This window comes from Legionella waltersii (assembly GCF_001468085.1).
Classification (GTDB): Bacteria; Pseudomonadota; Gammaproteobacteria; order Legionellales; family Legionellaceae; genus Legionella; species Legionella waltersii.
On record NZ_LNZB01000038.1, the window covers coordinates 99,617 to 117,254 of the forward strand.

Genomic DNA, 17,638 nt, shown 5'->3' on the forward strand with positions numbered 1-17,638 from the left:
GAAGTGTTGTTTTAATCCTCTTTTAAGCAATTTAGTAGACGTTTTTTTAAAGAAATTATGAGTATCCCATAAATCATAATTTTATAGACATCTCTAATTAAGAGGCAAAGTTGGAGCCATTAGCATCTCAAACCCATCGGGCATTTGGCGGGAACATTGATTAAGAAAAATATGCGACATGATTGGCAATATTTTAAACATAGATTGATTTCTATGAAACCAAGCTACAAACCTTTTCTGGCAAGGGTTGTGGCCTGTTTTGAAAACGAAGTGACCCATTTACACACGTACCCTGACTGCCTCCCCTAAAGAGTTAGTTGGGTAGTGTGAGATGTAATCTCATTATAAAAAATTAAGGTGAGTTTAGAGGTTTTTGTTTTGTGCCTGTGCGCAGCTGTAAATGCCATTGATTTGAGCTCATCCTTGAACTCGCTAGTGCCTCAACATCCTGTCAACATCCCAGCTGCGCCAAACAAGTACAGTATAGCGTTTCTGCACTATTAAGGCATTGGCTGGTATGCTGTTTTTTTTGTAAGAGATTTCTTGTCGTTAAGGGTGTCATTGCAGAAATTGAATCGAGATAAGCTGGAACAAGTTTTTATAAGTAAGCACCGCGAAACTCTCCATAATCTAGATTTTATTCAATCTTTGGTAGTCAGACACTAAAAAGGTGATTATTCTAAGCGTCTTGGTAAATGGATTATATTTTATAAATATTTAGGTTTTAGTGATGCATTCAGAGCTTTTTAATTGGACTGCCATAGTGTATGTGGTGGGGTTTATAATTTCATTGGTTTCTTCTGTTCAATGCCTTTTAAAATACAGTGATCTTAAAAAAAACATGGATATTGATCTGCTTAAGATACGGCCTGGTATGAAATTCTATTTGATACTTAAACCTATTTTTTGGCCTTTATATTTTATTATAGAAAAAAGTCCTACTGAACGGCTATCGGAGATATTTTTTAAACATTACGGTGATGCAGGTCATCGCTATTTTGGCAATCAGGGGATTAAGAATTTCGTTAATGATGTGTTTCGAGGGAAAAATCGTTATACGAATTATCAAGCCACCAGGCTCATCTGGGTATTGGATGAAAAAAGTAGTGAGTATCAAGAGTATATTAAGTATTCTGATAATAAGAAATCAGTTTATGCCGGAATCATCTATGCGCAACATAAAGAAAAATACCTCCTTGGGGTTTCATTGGGAACTAAAGAGTGTCTTGGTGGTTCCAAGAAGATTAGCAGATTTGAATTGGATCAATGCAAGCAAATGAGTGCATCAGAACTCAAAGTACGATTGTTTCAAATTAATCCTGTTAAAGCAGCTGAGTTATTAAATTCTTTAAATCAAACTGATTAAAATCAGATGATAAAGAACACTCTTTTTATCACCATCCAGTATGGTATAACCATAACTGAGAAATAATTTCTAATGCTTCTTTATCAAGAATTGAGCGGGCTTGAACGAAGTTGGGTGTTTGTGCTTTCTCTAATAATTTTTGACCGTATTCCGCATCAAAAAAAGAGTACATAAGTCCTATAAGGACTTGTTTTCCATGACTGTAACCACCTATTGCGGTTTTAATGAATTCATAATTAGGCTCTAATTGCCATTTCTTTTTAGCTGAATCAAGGGAAGATGCCTTTATGTTAAAACATTCTGTTCCAACTTTTTGGATCCCTTTTTTCCATGCTAATACGAATAAATCCTCGCTCATCATAAACCCTCAGCATTAAAATAAATTTTTTGCAGAAAGTTTAATACTTTTGCAACATTTTGATTTTATCAAGAGATAGACCGGTTACTTTGGCGACAAAAGTAGGCTCAGCACCTTCATCCAGCATGCGTTTTGCAATTTCTCTTTCTTTTTCAATTCTACCTTCTTCTTTTAACTGTTCAGCCAGGCTCATAATTTTTTCTCCAACTTCATGTGATATTTGGGTGTCGATTAACTTAAAAAAGCCTCTTTGTCACTTAATTCACCACGTTCTAATAAGCATTGTAACACAATTGCAATAAAATCAAGTCCACCTGTGTTGTCAAGCTGGTGAAGTGTATCTGCAATATCTTTTAACCACGCTAAGATATCTCGGGCAAAGATGTGTTTCAATGCAAACTCTATGACCCCAGACCATGCATGTTGTTTCAATGTTTCATCATCGATTTGCCCCAAATCAATGAGCTGAAATGGTTTTAAAAAATAATGGTCAATCAGTGATGGTGGTGCGTCAACCAAATCGTTCAGATCAGTGGAAAATGGATATTTGCGTTTACCATGATAGATGACTAATGGATAAATCAGAGGAATTTTTTTACCGCCATGTGTTTTAAATGATGATCAATCATATTACACATGTATTTGAGCATTCGAAAGGGCTTAACGCACATACTCTTCAATCCTGCTTTTTATTTTTTATCCACTTTTATCTAATCTTGATAAGTATATGACAAACAACAATACAATTGGGTAGCCGTTAAAATTAGAGTATTCTCACAAAAGTTTAATGGGGGATAATGGGATCTATACAAAAACAGCATCGATAGTTTTTATAAGTCCAATAGTTCATACTACTGGACTGTTTACAATTATTTGAAAATTAAGTATTATTGATATCTAATTTGGTAATTAAACTTTTTGCAACGCCCGCTGCAGAAAGTTTTTGAAATTAAGTTATCGTAGTCGAATAGCTTTCGCTCACGACAGTGAGCAAAAATTTTGTGCTTGGAAGACAAATTGAATTGTAATCGATTAGTCAACCCAACAAAGGAACCAAGTATGTCAAAAGAAATAACTTTTCATCTCGATCATGATTATAAATCATTTTTAAGTGCGCTTAAAACTCAAATAAAGTCCTCACAATTCCGTGCAGCACTGGCCGTAAATCAAGAAGTTATCAACCACTATTGGTACATTGGCAAACAAATAATTGAGAAACAGAAGCAAAAATCTTGGGGAACGGGCTTTATTGAAACATTATCTCGAGATCTACAGAATTTATTTCCTGAAACCCGGGGTTATTCGGTAGCAAACATCCGACGAATGAAACGTCTTGCCGAGGAATATCCTGATTTAAATGAAATTCGCGCACAAGCTGTGCGGGATTTACCTTGGGGACATATTGTTGTTTTAATACAAAGAGTTAATGATGCTATCATGCGTGATTGGTATGTAAGTCAAACCATTGAAAATGGTTGGTCACGCTCAACACTTGAAAAAAATATTAGTCAAAATTTATATCAATCTCAAGCTTTACCCTCTAGTAAAGCATCTAATTTTATACACCGATTACCAACAGCACAATCATCACTTGCGCAAGAAGTACTTAAAAGTCCATATAATTTTGATTTTTTAGGTCTTCATGATGATGCACTTGAGCGCGAAATTGAGCATGCTTCCATTGCACATATTACCAAGTTTTTATTAGAGCTGGGCAAGGGTTTCTCATTTGTTGGTAGTCAATATCCGATGGAAATTGATGGCGAAACTTATTTCCTAGATATGCTCTTTTATCATTTAAAACTTAGGGCATTTATTGTTATAGAATGGAAGGCAGTTCGCTTCAAACCAGAACATGCTGGACAATTAAATTTTTATCTCAACTTGGTTGATCAGTATCTTAAAACGGAACACGATAATCCTAGCATAGGTTTATTGCTTTGCAAATCAAGAAGCAAAGTCATTGCTGAGTATGCTCTAAAAGGCATAGAAAAACCAATAGGCGTTTCTGAATATCAACTTACAAAGGCAATTCCTGAAAACTTAAAATCAAACCTGCCAAGCATTGCGGAACTTGAAGCAGAATTCAGTGAAGAAAATATTGATGATTAGTGCGCATACGAAGACGTAAATGATCTATTAATCCATTTCAAAATTAGAGTGTGACCATGGCAAGTATTCCTATACCACAACCATTAATAGATACCTACCAACAACTTAAAGAAAAAAATTGGCAAACATTTATACCTCCATCCTTTGCGCCGTATGACTTAATTTTTTGTCTCGATTTTTTAAAACAATATGATAATAATAATGCCACATTTGAATCGTATCGTCGAGAAGTCGAACGATTAATTCAATGGGCTTGGCTAATTGGGAAAAAATCACTGCTCGATTTAAAACGACAAGATATAGAAAACTACATTCAATTTTGTCTTGATCCTCCCAAGTCTTGGATTGGCTTTAAAAAGGTATCACGTTTTATTAAGCGCAATGATGAGCGCATTCCCAATCCAGAATGGCGTCCTTTTGTTGTCACTATCAGCAAAGCCTCCCATAAAAATGGATTGAAACCAGATAAACAAGATTATCAGCTATCACAAAAAGCAATTCGTGAGATTTTTACAGTACTCAGCAGTTTTTATAATTACTTGGCTTTAGAGGAAAAAGTATCGCTGAACCCTATTACCCTCATCAAGCAAAAAAACAAATACATCCAAAAACATCAGCATCAGGCACAAGTGATGCGATTGAGTGAAAAACAATGGCAAACATGTCTTGATACGGTGAAAGAAATGGCAATCAATGCACCAGACAAACACGAGCGTACCCTATTTATTATTTCCGCGCTGTATTTATTGTACTTACGCATATCTGAATTATGCGCAAGTGACCGTTGGACACCTGAAATGGGTCACTTTTACAAAGACAGCCAAGATTGTTGGTGGTTTAAAACAGTAGGGAAAGGTAACAAAATGCGTGATATTGCAGTACCTGATGACATGCTTTCCGCACTCAAGAGATATCGTATCAGTATGCAGTTAACCCCACTCCCCTCGATCAATGATCAAACACCGCTGTTGCCGAAAGAAAAAGGTAAAGGTGGAATGACAAGTTCAAGACATATTCGTCGTTTAGTCCAAGATTGTTTTGATAAAACGATGCAAAATTTAAGAACCATGGGATATTCAACAGAAGCTGATAGCTTTGAATCCGCAACAGTACATTGGTTGCGCCATACCGGTATTTCAGATGATATCAATATGCGTGGGCGACCGGTGGCACACGTCCGCGATGATGCGGGTCATAGCTCAAGTGCTATTACCGATCGATACAATGATATTGATCTCATTGAACGGCATCAATCTGCCAAATATAAAAAATTACTGTCGAAAGAAGGCTAGTCGGCCTTTACAAGTTCATTATGGAGCTGCAAAACCTAATTCAACATTATTTTTCTTGGAAAACTGTCAACACTGTTGACAGTTTTTGTTCGATAAAACGGGAGACTCAAATGTACTGATGGTTTATACAAGTAATTTCTGCCAGTAGTGCTGACAGTTTCGCATTTTACTCTAACAGATTTCCGCACAGGTGGTGCGGAAATCTGTTATTGGCTGGTTTACTACCAGTGATAGTAATAATTACCACAAATAGAAAAGTTCTAGGCTCGGGCGGATTCAACCAATAAATGCAACACACCTGTTAGAGGATGTAATAGTTATCATGCCTTTTTCTTCCTTGCTACGGTTAGGATATTTAGACTCTTATCAGCTATAAAAATATTTCCATCCATGTCATATTGACTCACTATTTCAAACCCATTTCCGCTAAGTATTTCCTGCAATTCTTTAGCAGTATAAATTTGCAGGCTGAAACTATTGTTGTGTATTTCCGGCTCGCATCCATCTTTGAAAATCGTAACTTGATCATGGGAAGTGAGAAGACCATTTTCTCTATCAATCTCGGAATGCTGCACATTATGGATATTGACGCCATTAACAACGCTTTCAATGTCCATCACAAAATCATCAATAATCTCATCAGTAATGGCTTGCAGGTTAAAAATATCAAAAATATATATGCCCTCATCCTTCAGGTTAGCACGTATATTTTTTAGTGTAATTTCAAAATCCGCTTTGCTTAGGTGGCCAATAGCGCTAAAAATAGTAATAATCGCATCAAATTTTCCTACTTTCACACTCCGCATATCACCGTCAATGAAAGTAATAGTACGATTCTTATCTTTTGCTTTACCTCGTGCTATATCAAGTAAAGCGGGACTGAAATCATTACCTATGACTTCATAGCCTCGCTCGTTAAGGTAAAACACTTGTGAGCCAGTGCCACAGGCCATATCCAGAACCGTTTTAACTTTTTGCTCTTTTAATAATCTCTCTATCAGAGCATTTTTAGCTTCTGTCTGTTCATTAGTATTATGTGCATCGAAATATTCTGGTAATTGCTGATATTCGATTGGCAGCCCAAGCTTGTGCTCATTACTATTCATTCTTTACCTATAAAATCAAAAAGTGAACAGCCGTATTGAGTTAACTCGTTGTAACTCATGGTGCTGTTCCTGCTTACTCAATCCAATAATTTGCCGGGGATAAATAACCTGGCGATTTCCTTGGTCTATTATTCAATTTATCCATAATACTGTTTCTGAGCTGAAAGTTTTGCAAAATCACCACTGTTATCACCGGTATTGGTAGGCGGATTCAACTCGCTAGTGCACACATAAATTTAGTTATTTTTTATACGATAGAATTTGCACTCAACACCATGACCAATATCAACTTTGTAATATTTCATTCCACATTTTTCCATTACTCGCTGAGATGCTTCATGCCTTAAAGGAGCAAATGCAATGATATAGTCAGCTTCGATATTCTTTTTACTCCAATCAAGCAGAGCATTAAGGGCTTTAGAAGCATAGCCCATTCCCCAAAATTTTCTGGTTATTAGATACCCTACTTCAACTTCTCCCGTTTCTATAGGACCAAATCCACAGCGTCCCAGGAACTCCTTTGAAACCTTAGAAAAAATGACAAAACAAGGAAGTCCTCTTTCTTTGTAAAAAGTCATAAACTCTTTTATTCTTTTCCTGGTTTTGCTCTCGGTCTTGAATACCATCAGGAAAAAATTTCCTAACTTCTTGGTCTGAATTAAGTTTAGCGACTTGTTCTAAGTCACCCTCTTTAATTAAACGCAATATCATTCTAGGAGTTTCAATTTCTATTGGCATATTAGTTATTAATATTTCAGTTATAGGGATAATTTTTTAAAAAAATTACTGCAAGTAGAGTACAGCAAAATGAATGAATGGGTAGGAATTTAAATACAGGGATTTAAAATAGGCGCTGAGGAATACACCATATTAATTATATAAAGATACTTGGTGTAAATTTCATTTAAAAAAAAGCCCCGAAATGGGGCTTTTATAATATTATTTCAAGTATTTTGGCATTTTAGTGATGTATTAATAAGTTCGGCATTTCTTAAAAAAAGAGCATCTTTTTTAAATAAAAAGCCATTGAAAATAGCATCGCAATGTTTTAGCCAAAGTGCTCTAGCGTCTTCTTGTGTCAGACTTTCTAATCCTGATGCAATGACATTATATTGACAATTACCTACTGGATCGTACTCGTCATCAAACAATAGATTGTGATGAATGACGTAAGCCCAGAACGCTTGGCTCATAACCTGATCGATGTATTGATACAGTTCGTTGTAAGTCATCATCACTTTATTTTGTGGATTAGGTTGATCGCCACATAATAAGCGTCTTCCGCCATGAGGATTGCATATAGGACCAATACAGTTCCCACATAAAACACGTGTGACTAATTTATTTGATTCCTGATTCACCGCTTGCTCCTTAAAAAGCGAGAAAAATTCCCTTGCGGGAATCTTATCCCACAAGGGTTAATTGATTTGATTAACAAGAGAGCAGAGTATTCTCGGCAATCGTCCAAAGGTCGCGGTTGAGCTTGACGTTTTGATCGATTGACGTAATTTTCCGGCTTCTTGCTCTGCGCCATCGTCCGTGCTCATTGAGCCTGAAGCCCGGAACACCTCCTTTAATCAGATTCTCCTGGACCACATTAAACACAGAAAACAAATCGCGTTTTATGTCTTCACGTCGTCTGGGAATCAAAAGATTTTGGGGCTCGATGACAAGATTGGCATCATCACTAAAGCGAAGTTCATGCGCTTGTGTTGAAAACTCTAAAAGCTTTTCCTCTGGCAACACGCAATTCCCCATGTGCTCCACCACTTGAAGCATTTTCTGTGATGATTCAATCACCCGATAGGTTCCTTCAATGACATTACCAATGACATCTCCCTGATGCTTGACTCGCACTTCATCATAGCTTTTTCCAGCTACAAGTCCATTGGTACAGATTTGACGATAAAGACCTGCCATCAATCGATACGATGAGAGTCCGTCATGGGAGTTGACCAGAACCAGCTCAGGAAAAAGTCCGTTGCCAGGATTGTGATAGTCTCGATGCCGAAAACGAACCATGTGTTTTGCAAACATTTTTCTTTCTTCAGATCGACTCACCGATTGTTTTGCTGTAGTTGGATAAAATCCTTCTTGCAGCAATCTATCGATGACATCAGATGTGGCAATTGGCTTATAACGCTCACTGGTGTGATCAGCCGCACCTCGGGTAAATAAAGAAGGTGCTGCTTTATAAAGTTGTTCTGTTGTTAATATATTCATTAATTGCTCTCCTGATTCAAAAGAAAAAGGAGCAAGTCCCTAATGGGAGTCTTGCTCCCATTAGGGTTATTAAATTAATTCAATTGATTAAACTAGACAGGCTATACCCACAAAGACAGATGAAACAATTATCAATTGCTTGCCTGTCGATGCTATTAAGGTATGATTCAACTAAAAGCTCCGACTGTTTCTCGGTTGGCTCTTCATCCTCTAATATTGCTGCGGTAATTTTCTCAATTAAATTCATGATTTCCTCCTTAAAAATAGGCAGAAATCCATCCCTCGCAGGATAGGTTCCTGCCGGAGTTAACCTAGAGTGTTACTTTTTTATATGAAACGTTTCAACCAATCGGTGATGCAATGTTTCTATGCATTCCGCGATGAATACACTTGGGTAGTATTCAAAAGGTTGCCAAAAATCTATTGCATTGTCATCAGTCCCTAATTCATCATTATGTAACCGATTGATAAGGGTTGAATACTCAATATCATCCGGAAAATAACTGAGGAAAGTAGACGCTGCTGTCAGTTCAAATGAATTCATTTTAAGTGGTTCTCCTTAAGTTTTAAAAAAGGAGTTGTTCCCGAAGGGATAACTCCCTTCGGGATTAATGAAATAATTAAAAAGGAACTTCTTCACATTCCAACATCGAGTGCATTTGAGCTAAATACTCCTCTGGTGTTGGTTTGTCAGTCTGCTCGGGTAGTTCTTTGGGTTTGGCGTTATCAAGTAATTGGATGGATTGCACCACAATATTGATTGATTGCCGTTTCACACCTTCCACGTCAGTCCAGTTATTTGAGCGGAGTTTGCCCTCAATATAAACTTGACTGCCTTTTTGCAAGCGTTCAACAGCTAAGGCTGCTAATTTCCCAAAAAACACCAGATGATGCCATTCGGTAATGGTTTCCCATTCACCATTACGGCGATAGGATTCATTCGTGGCAAGGGAGACTGATGCAACCGGATGATGTTCCTTTGTTTGGGTGCTTCTGGGTGAATGACCCACATGCCCTATCAATTGGACTTTGTTTAATACTGCCATTTTAGTTCTCCTTTAAATGTAATTAATAAAAAATCGCACAATCGGAGAATTCCCGCACAAGGCAGAAGTGTTCCGATTGTGCGGATTAAAACGGGTAAAACAAATAACAGGGTTAATCCTGCTTCCTAGACCAACTGCATAGAATGGTTCGTTGTGGTATTCCTTGCAATTATCCCATTCAACGTTCGAGCGCCAATTTGAAGTTGTGCTATGTCTTCTGCTGATAATTCATGCTGATAGACATGAAGTTCAGCGATAGAGCGCAATAAATCAAAAAAGGCTAAATCGGTTCGAGTGCATTGGTTGGTGTATTCTGCAAAAGATGGATGTTGCATGGGTTTTCTCCTTAAATATTGGGAAATTACCCTTGCCCCATGGAGGAAGTGTGATTTCCCCTATGGGTTACAAACCTTTAAATAGGCTTAGTGATTGAAATGAATTAACGCTGAAAGATAGGTTGCAATAGACAAGCCAACGGTAATAATTGTCACTATAGTCCAGCGACGATTAGCGGCAAGTTCATTCATCATGTTGTGCCAAATCGTATCGCTTCGACTACGGCCCTCTTTCAGTTCCTGTTTTAGTTCGCCAAGCTCCAGAGCGTGATGATTTGCCTCCAGATCGTTACGCATTGCAATATCTTGCATACGCGCATCAAATTCACGTTGTTGTTCAGCAAGTTTTTTATCCTGCTCAACAAATACTTGTCTGACGGCTTCACTTAACATGTTATCCACCTCTTCGACGCTATAAATGTTGTAGATTTCTATCTGAGTCAATGTGGAAAAAATCCCTCAGATGACTCTTTAGAAAATCCACTCTCTTTAAGAATCTTAGCATATTTTAAGGTATCTGTCTGAATACGCACGACCATTTCTCCTGTAAAAAACCGGAGAAATAATCAGCAAACGCTGAGTTCTTCTCCAGCGTATGCCTACGTCATTCACCTTTTTTAAACATGGTTGAATAACCCAAATTGTTAAAGAATACATTCTCAAAATGGGTTTGTCTGATAAGTATCAGACAATGAATTCAAACGAGTTCAAAACAAGATTAATTGCTTTAATGAAATAAAAATAAAGGACTACACCTCTATTCTTTTAAGGGATTCAATATTTGTGTATTGAATTAAGGTATATCAGGTTCCCGACTAAACGCTCAGCTACAGTGATTGGGGAATTAGGGTAGCAATTTAACGAGACCAAGGTTTTTTGGTTTCTTCCGAATTTCACGGATTCATCAGTCGCTTCTCTTGTGTATTATACTAATAATAGTGGTAAAAAACCATAAAATTCTCAATAAATTTCCAATAAAAACATCTATCACCCTATGTAGACCTTCACAATATTTAATCTACAGTGCCCAAGTTCGCGAACCAGGATATGCCTGGCTCGCCTATCCCAATCCTGTTCAGTTAATGACAGTTCCTTAAACGGCCTCCCTCCAGCAATAGGTGGCAATAGCCCTTTTGTATCGTTATCAAAATAGGCAGTTAACTCTTGATACCGACGTTGGGCATAGGCGTGCCGTAAACCATGTAAATTAGTTAATCCCATGCGAGAAGTTAGCGTTTTATAATGTCCGAGTTGTTCTTTATAGGATTTTTTAGGAGGTATAAGCGATTGCCCTGGTAAGACCAATTGATGTACCTTGGCAAGCCAAAGACGCTGCGCTTCGGTTCTGATACTTATAATCCTCCCTATACCGCCTTTAGTCCAACTTGGCTGGATGAAGAGATTATTTTCTTTATGGGCTTCACTGAGAGTGAATTTAAGGGATTCTTCACGCCTGAACCCAAAAAGCGCTTGTCCTTCAAGTGATAGACGGATGTATGGGTCGTCACATAAGGATAAATCCAAGGATGTGATCGCTTTATTCACGGTCGGCAGATAAGAACGCTCCTTAATTTGGTAAGCGCTATTATCCGGTTTAATTAGTTCAGGATAGCCTAGAGTAGCTGCCATTTGCCTAAGCTTTGCCATGTAATTTTTAATAGTTGCAGGGCTTTTATCTTGTTTTTTCCAGTGTTCAACTAAAGCATGAACATGCCTTTCTTTAATACCTTTGATATGCCCGACCTTAAAGCCTAATTCATGCAAATCTTTAATGCAGCGAACCAACATAACTCGCGTATCCGCACGAGTACTATAAGACTGAATGTTCATCATTTTCACGAGATTGTGAATCGAATAGGTTGCACTTCTTAGCTTGGTATTACTCATAGCAATAACTCCAGAAGGTACTTGCCGCGGTTATACTCATTTCTTCTTTAATCATGTTTGTTGCCAATTGTTTAGGGAACTCATTTAATTCCTGCAGACGGGCTTTGGCGTATAAATAGCGATACTGAATGCCTGTTGATAAACCTGCTTGTTTCAGGGCATAGTGATAAACAAGTTTGAGGTGGGTTTCGCCTAAACACTCTTTTAGGTTTTGTGATGCCGTTATGTGCGTATGAATAGAGGTTATTATTTTTTTTTGCATTGGTGAGTGGATTGGAATAGCTCGGTCTTTGCTGTTGCTGCTGATTTCTCGCGTAATGAGCAGGAAATCTTCTTTAATATGAATATTGGGAACCAGCTGTATAGCCTCAAAGCGCGTTAGTCCAAAATGGCTTTGTAAGGCAAATTGGATGGCAGCGATAGGGTCGTTTAATTGAGTAAGCACAGCGTCTCTGTCAATAATAGGCTTTTTATTCACTCGTGATTTTGTTAATTGCAAACTGGCATTATCAATGCCATTAATGGGGTGTTCAATGGTGTTCAAAAAAGCACGGAAACACACTAAATAATTCATGATGGTGGCGTTTTTTAAGCCGCTTTTCTTCCAAAAATCTACTAATTGGATGACGTGTGCGGTGCTTAGGGCATACCAAGTAGCTGGAATTTCCCGAAGACAATAAAAATCTTCAATAATTTTATGCAAGACAAAATAACGCAATTGGCGTTGTTTGTAGGCACCCTGATTGTTGTATTTCAGGTGTTGGTTAACGGTGTTGATTAGCGTTTTTTTTCTCGACATTGTCCTCACCCTTTATAAAATCTTCACTACGTTTACCCGGGAATTAGGTTTAGTGTTGCTCGAGCAGCCCATAAAAATGGTGCTTGGTTAAACCACAAGGCTCGATCTGGGGGTAAACCCGTAGTTGCTTCATATATCAGTAAAACAGTGTTTTTTTTATTTCGTTTTTCTCCTTGCCGGTCATTAGTTAAAGGTCAATGTTCCGTTATGCCATTTGTTTAATAAGTTTATTGGTTAATGCTTCTAACGCTTCATCGGTCACTAAACTATTAATCAATTTTTTAAAAGTCGGTCGCATTTCAGTCGCTTGTTCTACGGATTTTTGTACTTGTATTAATCGTTCAAAGTTCTCCTGATTTAATAGATATTCTTTCTTGTCTTGCAGCTCATCAATAACAGATAGAGTTTCTTTGTTGCTAATATCACGGGCGGAATTGTTCATAAGTTCTCCAGTTTAAGGTGTTAAAATTAAAAAATGCCGTCATTTAAGGCAGCATGTCACAGTCAAAACCATCAAAAAATCCAATGTATTGATTCACAACACAACAATCATTCTCTGTAGTTCAAAAGTCAAAATTTAATAGTCAAAGTTTTTTATTCGAAATATCAATAGATAAAAAATTCATCATCGATAGTTCAATGGGTTCAACGAACTTGTAAAGCAAGGTGTTGATTATGAAAGGTCAACAGAATTCCTGTTGTTAGTGACTAACCGTTAAAAAACTGCGGTTAATTTTTTGGTCCTGAGCAAACAGGTGAGTTATGGTTCCCGACTAAACGTCCAGCTGCGGTGATTTGGGAATTAGGGCAGCAATGTCACAAGACCAGGTGTTCTTGGTTTCATCCGGATTACACGGATTCATCAGTTGTGTTCTTCAAGTATAGTAGCAAATTGACTGGCATCTCTCAATAAAATACAAGGACTATTTATCAAAAATAAGTGTTTTTTTCAGGCAATAATGTTCAGTAAATAATCGATTTTGATTCGGTCAGATAGAGAGTGACCGAATTTTCAATGTAACCCATTGAAAATTCGGTTGTTTAATGCAGCGAATCGCTGCGTCACTGGCAGTAAAAGGCCAGTGACGCAGCGGTCAAAGCCCGGGAATAGCGCCTCCTTCCAGAGGCTAAAAAGTTGCAGCTATTTAAAATGATGCTGCAAGGGTAGTCTGTTATTTCTTGCTAAATAACATGCTAATTACCCCAGGCTTTGCCTCCCCTTAAAGGGGATATTGGTCTTGTTGAGGATTATTTCCTGGCCTGAACTGGCCGCAAACCATCCTGCAAGACACTTAAAAGGAGTCATCTTATTGCCCACATACCCACACTAGAGCTTCACTTAGGTTGAAGTTTGTTACGCTTCGTGTGGGTATGTGGACAAAAGAATTCAATGATTTTTCAGTAGCTTAAAATTTGATGTTTGATGCAAAGATGATAGGATGCACTCCCAAAATGATATAAGGATTGTTAATGAAAAAAATATTTTTTCTGTTTATTTTTCTTCCCATGACCCTGAATGCAGCTCATTTATTTGAAAATCTGGAATTAGCAAAAAAATGCCACAAACTCTCCATCTTTATTGATGAACTCGCTGCCGCTGAGCAGGTCTCTTTTTGTAAAAACAAAGTTCATAGCGCTTCCACTTATACTGAAATGGCTGCAAATGATTTGATGTTTGATGGTTCTAATTCTGCTAAATTGAAATTGGAACTAGCAATCAGAGATCTTGCTTATTCCGCAGTTGAAGATTGTACTAAAGCAAGCGATATCGCTCTTACAAAAAATGAATTGCAAAAAATTCATGATGTTATCCCGTAGTTATTTGAAGCCGAAAGTTAGAGTTACATGTCACCGATCAATATCGGTGATCTTGGAAATGGGATTATTCAAATTTATTTTGAGATCACCAATTGTGATCTCAAGTATTGTTCATTGATTTATGCTGAGCGAAAAGTCATTCTGCAAGACCCTTGAAGGGTAATTTCATATCGTCCACATAGGCACACTAGAGCTTTACTTAGGCCTTAGTGATTTATATTAATCCAATTGGATTAATATTGAAAACGCCATGAGGCTGGGCGATAATCCCTCTGTATTCAATCTGTCTTTTATTCAGCATGAATAACTAAATCTAAAACGGTTAATTTTTCCCTTGGTTTATCGTTTAAAAAATCATTTGGGTTGTTCACAGGAGATTGTGTCATTAAGATTTGGAAACCATTCAATTATCAGCAAGTACTTTATGATTTAACTCATCTTAATGAATTTGAATGGACATTTGTTCAAGCTGCGAAAACAAATAAGCCAGAAATCCGCTATGTTTTTAGAATTGAGTTTGGTCTGCATTGTTTTACACGGGGATTAAATACACATAAAAAGGAGCTGTGGGATGATGTGCCAAGTGACTTACTCTACTCAGACTCAAGAGAACAACGGATATTTGATTTTAACCGTTATGAATTGTCAAAGAAATTACCTGAAATAACAAAAGAGCTTAGTAAGAAAAAGTGTTTTCATACTGGAAAAGAAAATTTCTTTATTATTGAACTATTGAATGAGCAAGGCCTTCGACAAGAGTATGAAGTCTACTTCCAGGTGTCAAAAAGCCAGGGTAAATTAAAGCTTTTTGTTCAAAGCGCCTATATTCGTGATTCTAACCACCGTACTTCGCAACCTAAAAAACAAAAGATTTCATTTTTTGTTATTGCCCATAATGTGCAAACGAATAAAAAGATTAAGTTACCACCAAAATAAAAAACCCTGAATATCAGGGTTCTTAATAAATTAAACTGGGCTCGCTTTATAACCGCTCTTGGGCTGGTACCTTAATAAGGTGGAGGAGTGCATAGCAGTAGCTATCCTGTTCATACACTCACTAACAATATTATGGCACTTAATTGGTCAAATCGCAACAATTTTTTGGTGAACATTATTTTTTATATCAATATAATGTGGTTTTTGTTTTTTACAACAAAGAACGCTCATACATCCTTGGGAAGGGTATTAGCGATTTTGTACGATTTTTAGAATTACAAATAGCATAAAGATAGAAAATCCTGCAAAAAGACACACGTTTCCAGCTGTTTCATTAATGGGATTTTCATTTAATATCGCTAGCAATTCAAGGTCTAAAATCGTCTTATCATCAATAAATAGTTCCCCCTCTAAGCATTCAAAGAACTACCATCAGTAATTCAGTTAAATAATAGTTCAATATGAGTGACTATTACTTGTTGATTTTGCATCACAGCGCAAGTTCCAGAGCGTAAAGGCTACTAAGTGAAATTTTTACATTGTGAAAACTAAAGAGCAGTATTTATATTAAGTGTTACACTTGCCCATATTGTCCCACTGGTTTTTTTAAAGTCAATTTTGTTATAGCTTCAGTAAAGACTTTAAGCATTTCGAACACGGTGCTTTTATAGACATTTGAAAAATAAGCGAGTCAACACCAAATAATTATTATATAATCGCGTAGTTTAAGATTATGGTTGTCAGATAGGGAAATATTCATGCAAAAACTCTTTAAAACCTTATTTATTCATATAACGCTATCTTGTAATTTATTTGCTTCAGAGGCTATTAAAGTATTCCCCCAATTTATAGGATATTCATTTGCAGAATATGAACCCTATGAGTTTATTCAAGATGAAGAGACTTGTGCAGACTCAGCTAAAATTACAATTAATATTCCAATGGATTTTCATAATGAAAATGAGTTTCCAGTTATTTTTTATTCCAAACTTCCCTCCTTTCCTGATTGCAAATGGGATGTAAATTACAGCACTGATGCTATCTCGGATAGTGTTACTTCAAATTATGATATGAGTAAAATTAAAAAAACACTTACTGCTCAAGCATCCTGTTTTTCATCGGAAAGTGGACACTCTAATTTTTTCAAATTGAAAGCTCATCCTGTGTATTTATGCCCCAAAAATACAATATTCACTGGTGCTGGTTGCATGACAGTCGACAAAGAACATTGCTCAGGCGACATTGTTGCAAGAGATATGGATTCTTCAATACCAATGATAAAACTTCAGGGGCATGTGGGGCTGGTTTTCAGATTTAATTGGCATGAAGATGATACTCCACTTGATGTAGGTGACAAAATGCCTATCTACACCTTTGAAGTACTCAATAATGAATATGTAATAAACTTAAATACCATCGATAACTTCGTTAATACTGTTCCAGGTGGGTATTGGGGTGAAAAATTTGGTGTTAAAACACATCCTTATTTAAAAAATGATGATTTACAGTTGATATTTGAATCTCTAATTGATTTATTAGAAAAATTAGAGACAGGTATCCCCATAAGCTATAATTTCAGCTGGCATGTTAGCAATGGCGAGATTACTGCGAGGTATAAGTACATTGATGGCAAATTTATAAAACAATACCATCAACAACCTATTGGATTTCGATGCGATACTTTTATAAGGTATCTTTTTGAAAATGGCCCGGGTATTAAATTCGATACAGGATCATTTATCACACCACGTTTGCTCTATATAAGCTTATTACATCTGAGAAATGGTAAAGATATCCCATTTTCTATGATGCCGACTCCTTATAATATCCCTCTTGATACCAACATGGAAAAAGAAATTAAAGATGCATTAATTAATGACAATGTAGATCGTCTTGATGCACTAACGTTTAATTACCTTTCAGATAGCAACATATCTGATGATACAAAAGCTAAATTCATACTCTCATTAGCTAGTTTATACTTGGATGATGAATATAAGTCACAATACTTGCTGGATTTACTTTATGAGCTTAAACTTTTTGGTGTCTCATCAGATCTTATAAACTTATACTCTGACACCACTAATAAAGAAACTCACGCAAAATTATATAAATTGATCGAATCTTCAATTTTATTTGAAACTAAAGAGGAAACTGAAAAGTTATCTAGTTCCGATATTAATAAAATTATTTTCGTCAATGATTTTCTTCTCCATCAAGCTAACTTTGTAGCTTCTCAAAGAAGTGTAAATGATGAATTTATTATTCGATCAAAGCAGATCCTTATGCTTAACAATAAAAGATTAAACTTTAATAAGAGCAGTAAAAATTTGTGGAAAACGAATTATTGAGATGTGACG

The 17,638-nt window shown here is 36.6% G+C and carries 20 protein-coding genes and 1 pseudogene; 6 read left to right on the forward strand and 15 right to left on the reverse strand.

Annotated elements, in window-relative coordinates:
- The first annotated feature begins 730 nt into the window (after nt 1-730).
- Nucleotides 731-1,366 carry a hypothetical protein gene (locus Lwal_RS08030; RefSeq protein WP_058480306.1) on the forward strand — a complete coding sequence of 212 codons (636 nt, stop codon included), beginning with the start codon at nt 731-733 and terminating at the stop codon, nt 1,364-1,366.
- 28 nt (nt 1,367-1,394) lie between these two features.
- Here Lwal_RS08030 and Lwal_RS08035 read toward each other — a convergent pair whose 3' ends face one another.
- The 3 genes and pseudogenes from Lwal_RS08035 to Lwal_RS08040 all read right to left on the reverse strand — a co-directional run.
- A complete protein-coding gene (locus Lwal_RS08035; protein WP_231951002.1) occupies nt 1,395-1,727 on the reverse strand; it encodes a hypothetical protein in 333 nt (110 codons plus the stop codon).
- A gap of 37 nt (nt 1,728-1,764) precedes the next feature.
- The gene (locus tag Lwal_RS17360) at nt 1,765-1,917 is read right to left on the reverse strand and encodes a hypothetical protein (RefSeq protein ID WP_157066274.1); all 153 of its coding nucleotides are present in this window, start codon (nt 1,915-1,917) and stop codon (nt 1,765-1,767) included.
- Between the two features lie 38 nt (nt 1,918-1,955).
- Nucleotides 1,956-2,327: pseudogene (locus tag Lwal_RS08040) on the reverse strand (Rpn family recombination-promoting nuclease/putative transposase); the annotation flags it as partial.
- 456 nt (nt 2,328-2,783) lie between these two features.
- Here Lwal_RS08040 and Lwal_RS08045 point away from each other — a divergent pair.
- Both Lwal_RS08045 and Lwal_RS08050 read left to right on the forward strand, forming a co-directional pair.
- On the forward strand, nt 2,784-3,836 hold the full coding sequence (locus Lwal_RS08045; protein ID WP_058480309.1) for a PDDEXK nuclease domain-containing protein: 1,053 nt from the start codon (nt 2,784-2,786) through the stop codon (nt 3,834-3,836).
- A 56-nt stretch (nt 3,837-3,892) separates the two neighbouring features.
- Entirely contained in the window at nt 3,893-5,128 is a 1,236-nt protein-coding gene (locus tag Lwal_RS08050) for a tyrosine-type recombinase/integrase (RefSeq protein WP_058480310.1), read from the forward strand.
- A gap of 320 nt (nt 5,129-5,448) precedes the next feature.
- Here Lwal_RS08050 and Lwal_RS08055 read toward each other — a convergent pair whose 3' ends face one another.
- From Lwal_RS08055 to Lwal_RS08105, 12 genes are all read right to left on the reverse strand, one after another.
- Nucleotides 5,449-6,234 carry a class I SAM-dependent methyltransferase gene (locus Lwal_RS08055; protein ID WP_058480311.1) on the reverse strand — a complete coding sequence of 262 codons (786 nt, stop codon included), beginning with the start codon at nt 6,232-6,234 and terminating at the stop codon, nt 5,449-5,451.
- A gap of 236 nt (nt 6,235-6,470) precedes the next feature.
- Nucleotides 6,471-6,860, reverse strand: coding sequence for a GNAT family N-acetyltransferase (locus Lwal_RS08060; RefSeq protein ID WP_231951003.1), 390 nt, complete (start codon nt 6,858-6,860; stop codon nt 6,471-6,473).
- Between the two features lie 318 nt (nt 6,861-7,178).
- Complete coding sequence (locus Lwal_RS08065) at nt 7,179-7,595, reverse strand: hypothetical protein (RefSeq protein WP_058480312.1); 417 nt, start codon at nt 7,593-7,595, stop codon at nt 7,179-7,181.
- A gap of 70 nt (nt 7,596-7,665) precedes the next feature.
- Nucleotides 7,666-8,457 carry a DUF932 domain-containing protein gene (locus Lwal_RS08070; protein WP_058480313.1) on the reverse strand — a complete coding sequence of 264 codons (792 nt, stop codon included), beginning with the start codon at nt 8,455-8,457 and terminating at the stop codon, nt 7,666-7,668.
- Nucleotides 8,458-8,536: 79 nt separating this feature from the next.
- Nucleotides 8,537-8,704 carry a hypothetical protein gene (locus Lwal_RS17365; protein WP_157066275.1) on the reverse strand — a complete coding sequence of 56 codons (168 nt, stop codon included), beginning with the start codon at nt 8,702-8,704 and terminating at the stop codon, nt 8,537-8,539.
- A gap of 72 nt (nt 8,705-8,776) precedes the next feature.
- Entirely contained in the window at nt 8,777-9,001 is a 225-nt protein-coding gene (locus Lwal_RS08075; protein WP_058480314.1) for a hypothetical protein, read from the reverse strand.
- 76 nt (nt 9,002-9,077) lie between these two features.
- Entirely contained in the window at nt 9,078-9,503 is a 426-nt protein-coding gene (locus Lwal_RS08080; RefSeq protein ID WP_058480315.1) for a single-stranded DNA-binding protein, read from the reverse strand.
- A gap of 125 nt (nt 9,504-9,628) precedes the next feature.
- Entirely contained in the window at nt 9,629-9,838 is a 210-nt protein-coding gene (locus tag Lwal_RS08085) for a hypothetical protein (protein WP_058480316.1), read from the reverse strand.
- Between the two features lie 87 nt (nt 9,839-9,925).
- Nucleotides 9,926-10,231, reverse strand: a complete 306-nt coding sequence (locus Lwal_RS08090) for a hypothetical protein (protein ID WP_058480317.1) — start codon at nt 10,229-10,231, stop codon at nt 9,926-9,928.
- A 594-nt stretch (nt 10,232-10,825) separates the two neighbouring features.
- Nucleotides 10,826-11,725, reverse strand: a complete 900-nt coding sequence (locus Lwal_RS08095) for a phage integrase N-terminal domain-containing protein (RefSeq protein ID WP_058480318.1) — start codon at nt 11,723-11,725, stop codon at nt 10,826-10,828.
- Complete coding sequence (locus Lwal_RS08100) at nt 11,718-12,524, reverse strand: integrase domain-containing protein (protein ID WP_058480319.1); 807 nt, start codon at nt 12,522-12,524, stop codon at nt 11,718-11,720. Before Lwal_RS08100 ends, Lwal_RS08095 begins: the two co-directional genes overlap by 8 nt.
- A gap of 205 nt (nt 12,525-12,729) precedes the next feature.
- The gene (locus Lwal_RS08105; RefSeq protein ID WP_058480320.1) at nt 12,730-12,966 is read right to left on the reverse strand and encodes a hypothetical protein; all 237 of its coding nucleotides are present in this window, start codon (nt 12,964-12,966) and stop codon (nt 12,730-12,732) included.
- A 1,028-nt stretch (nt 12,967-13,994) separates the two neighbouring features.
- Between Lwal_RS08105 and Lwal_RS08110 the strand changes: the two genes are divergently transcribed.
- The 3 genes from Lwal_RS08110 (at nt 13,995) to Lwal_RS08120 (ending at nt 17,629) form a co-directional block, all read left to right on the forward strand.
- Nucleotides 13,995-14,342, forward strand: a complete 348-nt coding sequence (locus Lwal_RS08110) for a hypothetical protein (protein ID WP_058480321.1) — start codon at nt 13,995-13,997, stop codon at nt 14,340-14,342.
- A gap of 363 nt (nt 14,343-14,705) precedes the next feature.
- A complete protein-coding gene (locus tag Lwal_RS08115) occupies nt 14,706-15,278 on the forward strand; it encodes a hypothetical protein (RefSeq protein ID WP_058480322.1) in 573 nt (190 codons plus the stop codon).
- A gap of 758 nt (nt 15,279-16,036) precedes the next feature.
- The gene (locus tag Lwal_RS08120) at nt 16,037-17,629 is read left to right on the forward strand and encodes a hypothetical protein (protein WP_058480323.1); all 1,593 of its coding nucleotides are present in this window, start codon (nt 16,037-16,039) and stop codon (nt 17,627-17,629) included.
- Nucleotides 17,630-17,638: the final 9 nt, after the last annotated feature.

What these genes read in the sequence shown, in the direction of transcription:
- Lwal_RS08055 (WP_058480311.1), bottom strand. Translation starts at nt 6,234, where the DNA reads ATGAATAGTAATGAGCACAAGCTTGGGCTGCCAATCGAATATCAGCAA.
- Lwal_RS08075 (WP_058480314.1), bottom strand. Translation starts at nt 9,001, where the DNA reads ATGAATTCATTTGAACTGACAGCAGCGTCTACTTTCCTCAGTTATTTT.
- Lwal_RS08030 (WP_058480306.1), top strand. Translation starts at nt 731, where the DNA reads ATGCATTCAGAGCTTTTTAATTGGACTGCCATAGTGTATGTGGTGGGG.
- Lwal_RS17365 (WP_157066275.1), bottom strand. Translation starts at nt 8,704, where the DNA reads ATGAATTTAATTGAGAAAATTACCGCAGCAATATTAGAGGATGAAGAG.
- Lwal_RS08100 (WP_058480319.1), bottom strand. Translation starts at nt 12,524, where the DNA reads ATGTCGAGAAAAAAAACGCTAATCAACACCGTTAACCAACACCTGAAA.
- Lwal_RS08035 (WP_231951002.1), bottom strand. Translation starts at nt 1,727, where the DNA reads ATGATGAGCGAGGATTTATTCGTATTAGCATGGAAAAAAGGGATCCAA.
- Lwal_RS08070 (WP_058480313.1), bottom strand. Translation starts at nt 8,457, where the DNA reads ATGAATATATTAACAACAGAACAACTTTATAAAGCAGCACCTTCTTTA.
- Lwal_RS08090 (WP_058480317.1), bottom strand. Translation starts at nt 10,231, where the DNA reads ATGTTAAGTGAAGCCGTCAGACAAGTATTTGTTGAGCAGGATAAAAAA.
- Lwal_RS17360 (WP_157066274.1), bottom strand. Translation starts at nt 1,917, where the DNA reads ATGAGCCTGGCTGAACAGTTAAAAGAAGAAGGTAGAATTGAAAAAGAA.
- Lwal_RS08080 (WP_058480315.1), bottom strand. Translation starts at nt 9,503, where the DNA reads ATGGCAGTATTAAACAAAGTCCAATTGATAGGGCATGTGGGTCATTCA.
- Lwal_RS08050 (WP_058480310.1), top strand. Translation starts at nt 3,893, where the DNA reads ATGGCAAGTATTCCTATACCACAACCATTAATAGATACCTACCAACAA.
- Lwal_RS08105 (WP_058480320.1), bottom strand. Translation starts at nt 12,966, where the DNA reads ATGAACAATTCCGCCCGTGATATTAGCAACAAAGAAACTCTATCTGTT.
- Lwal_RS08120 (WP_058480323.1), top strand. Translation starts at nt 16,037, where the DNA reads ATGCAAAAACTCTTTAAAACCTTATTTATTCATATAACGCTATCTTGT.
- Lwal_RS08045 (WP_058480309.1), top strand. Translation starts at nt 2,784, where the DNA reads ATGTCAAAAGAAATAACTTTTCATCTCGATCATGATTATAAATCATTT.
- Lwal_RS08085 (WP_058480316.1), bottom strand. Translation starts at nt 9,838, where the DNA reads ATGCAACATCCATCTTTTGCAGAATACACCAACCAATGCACTCGAACC.
- Lwal_RS08060 (WP_231951003.1), bottom strand. Translation starts at nt 6,860, where the DNA reads ATGGTATTCAAGACCGAGAGCAAAACCAGGAAAAGAATAAAAGAGTTT.
- Lwal_RS08095 (WP_058480318.1), bottom strand. Translation starts at nt 11,725, where the DNA reads ATGAGTAATACCAAGCTAAGAAGTGCAACCTATTCGATTCACAATCTC.
- Lwal_RS08110 (WP_058480321.1), top strand. Translation starts at nt 13,995, where the DNA reads ATGAAAAAAATATTTTTTCTGTTTATTTTTCTTCCCATGACCCTGAAT.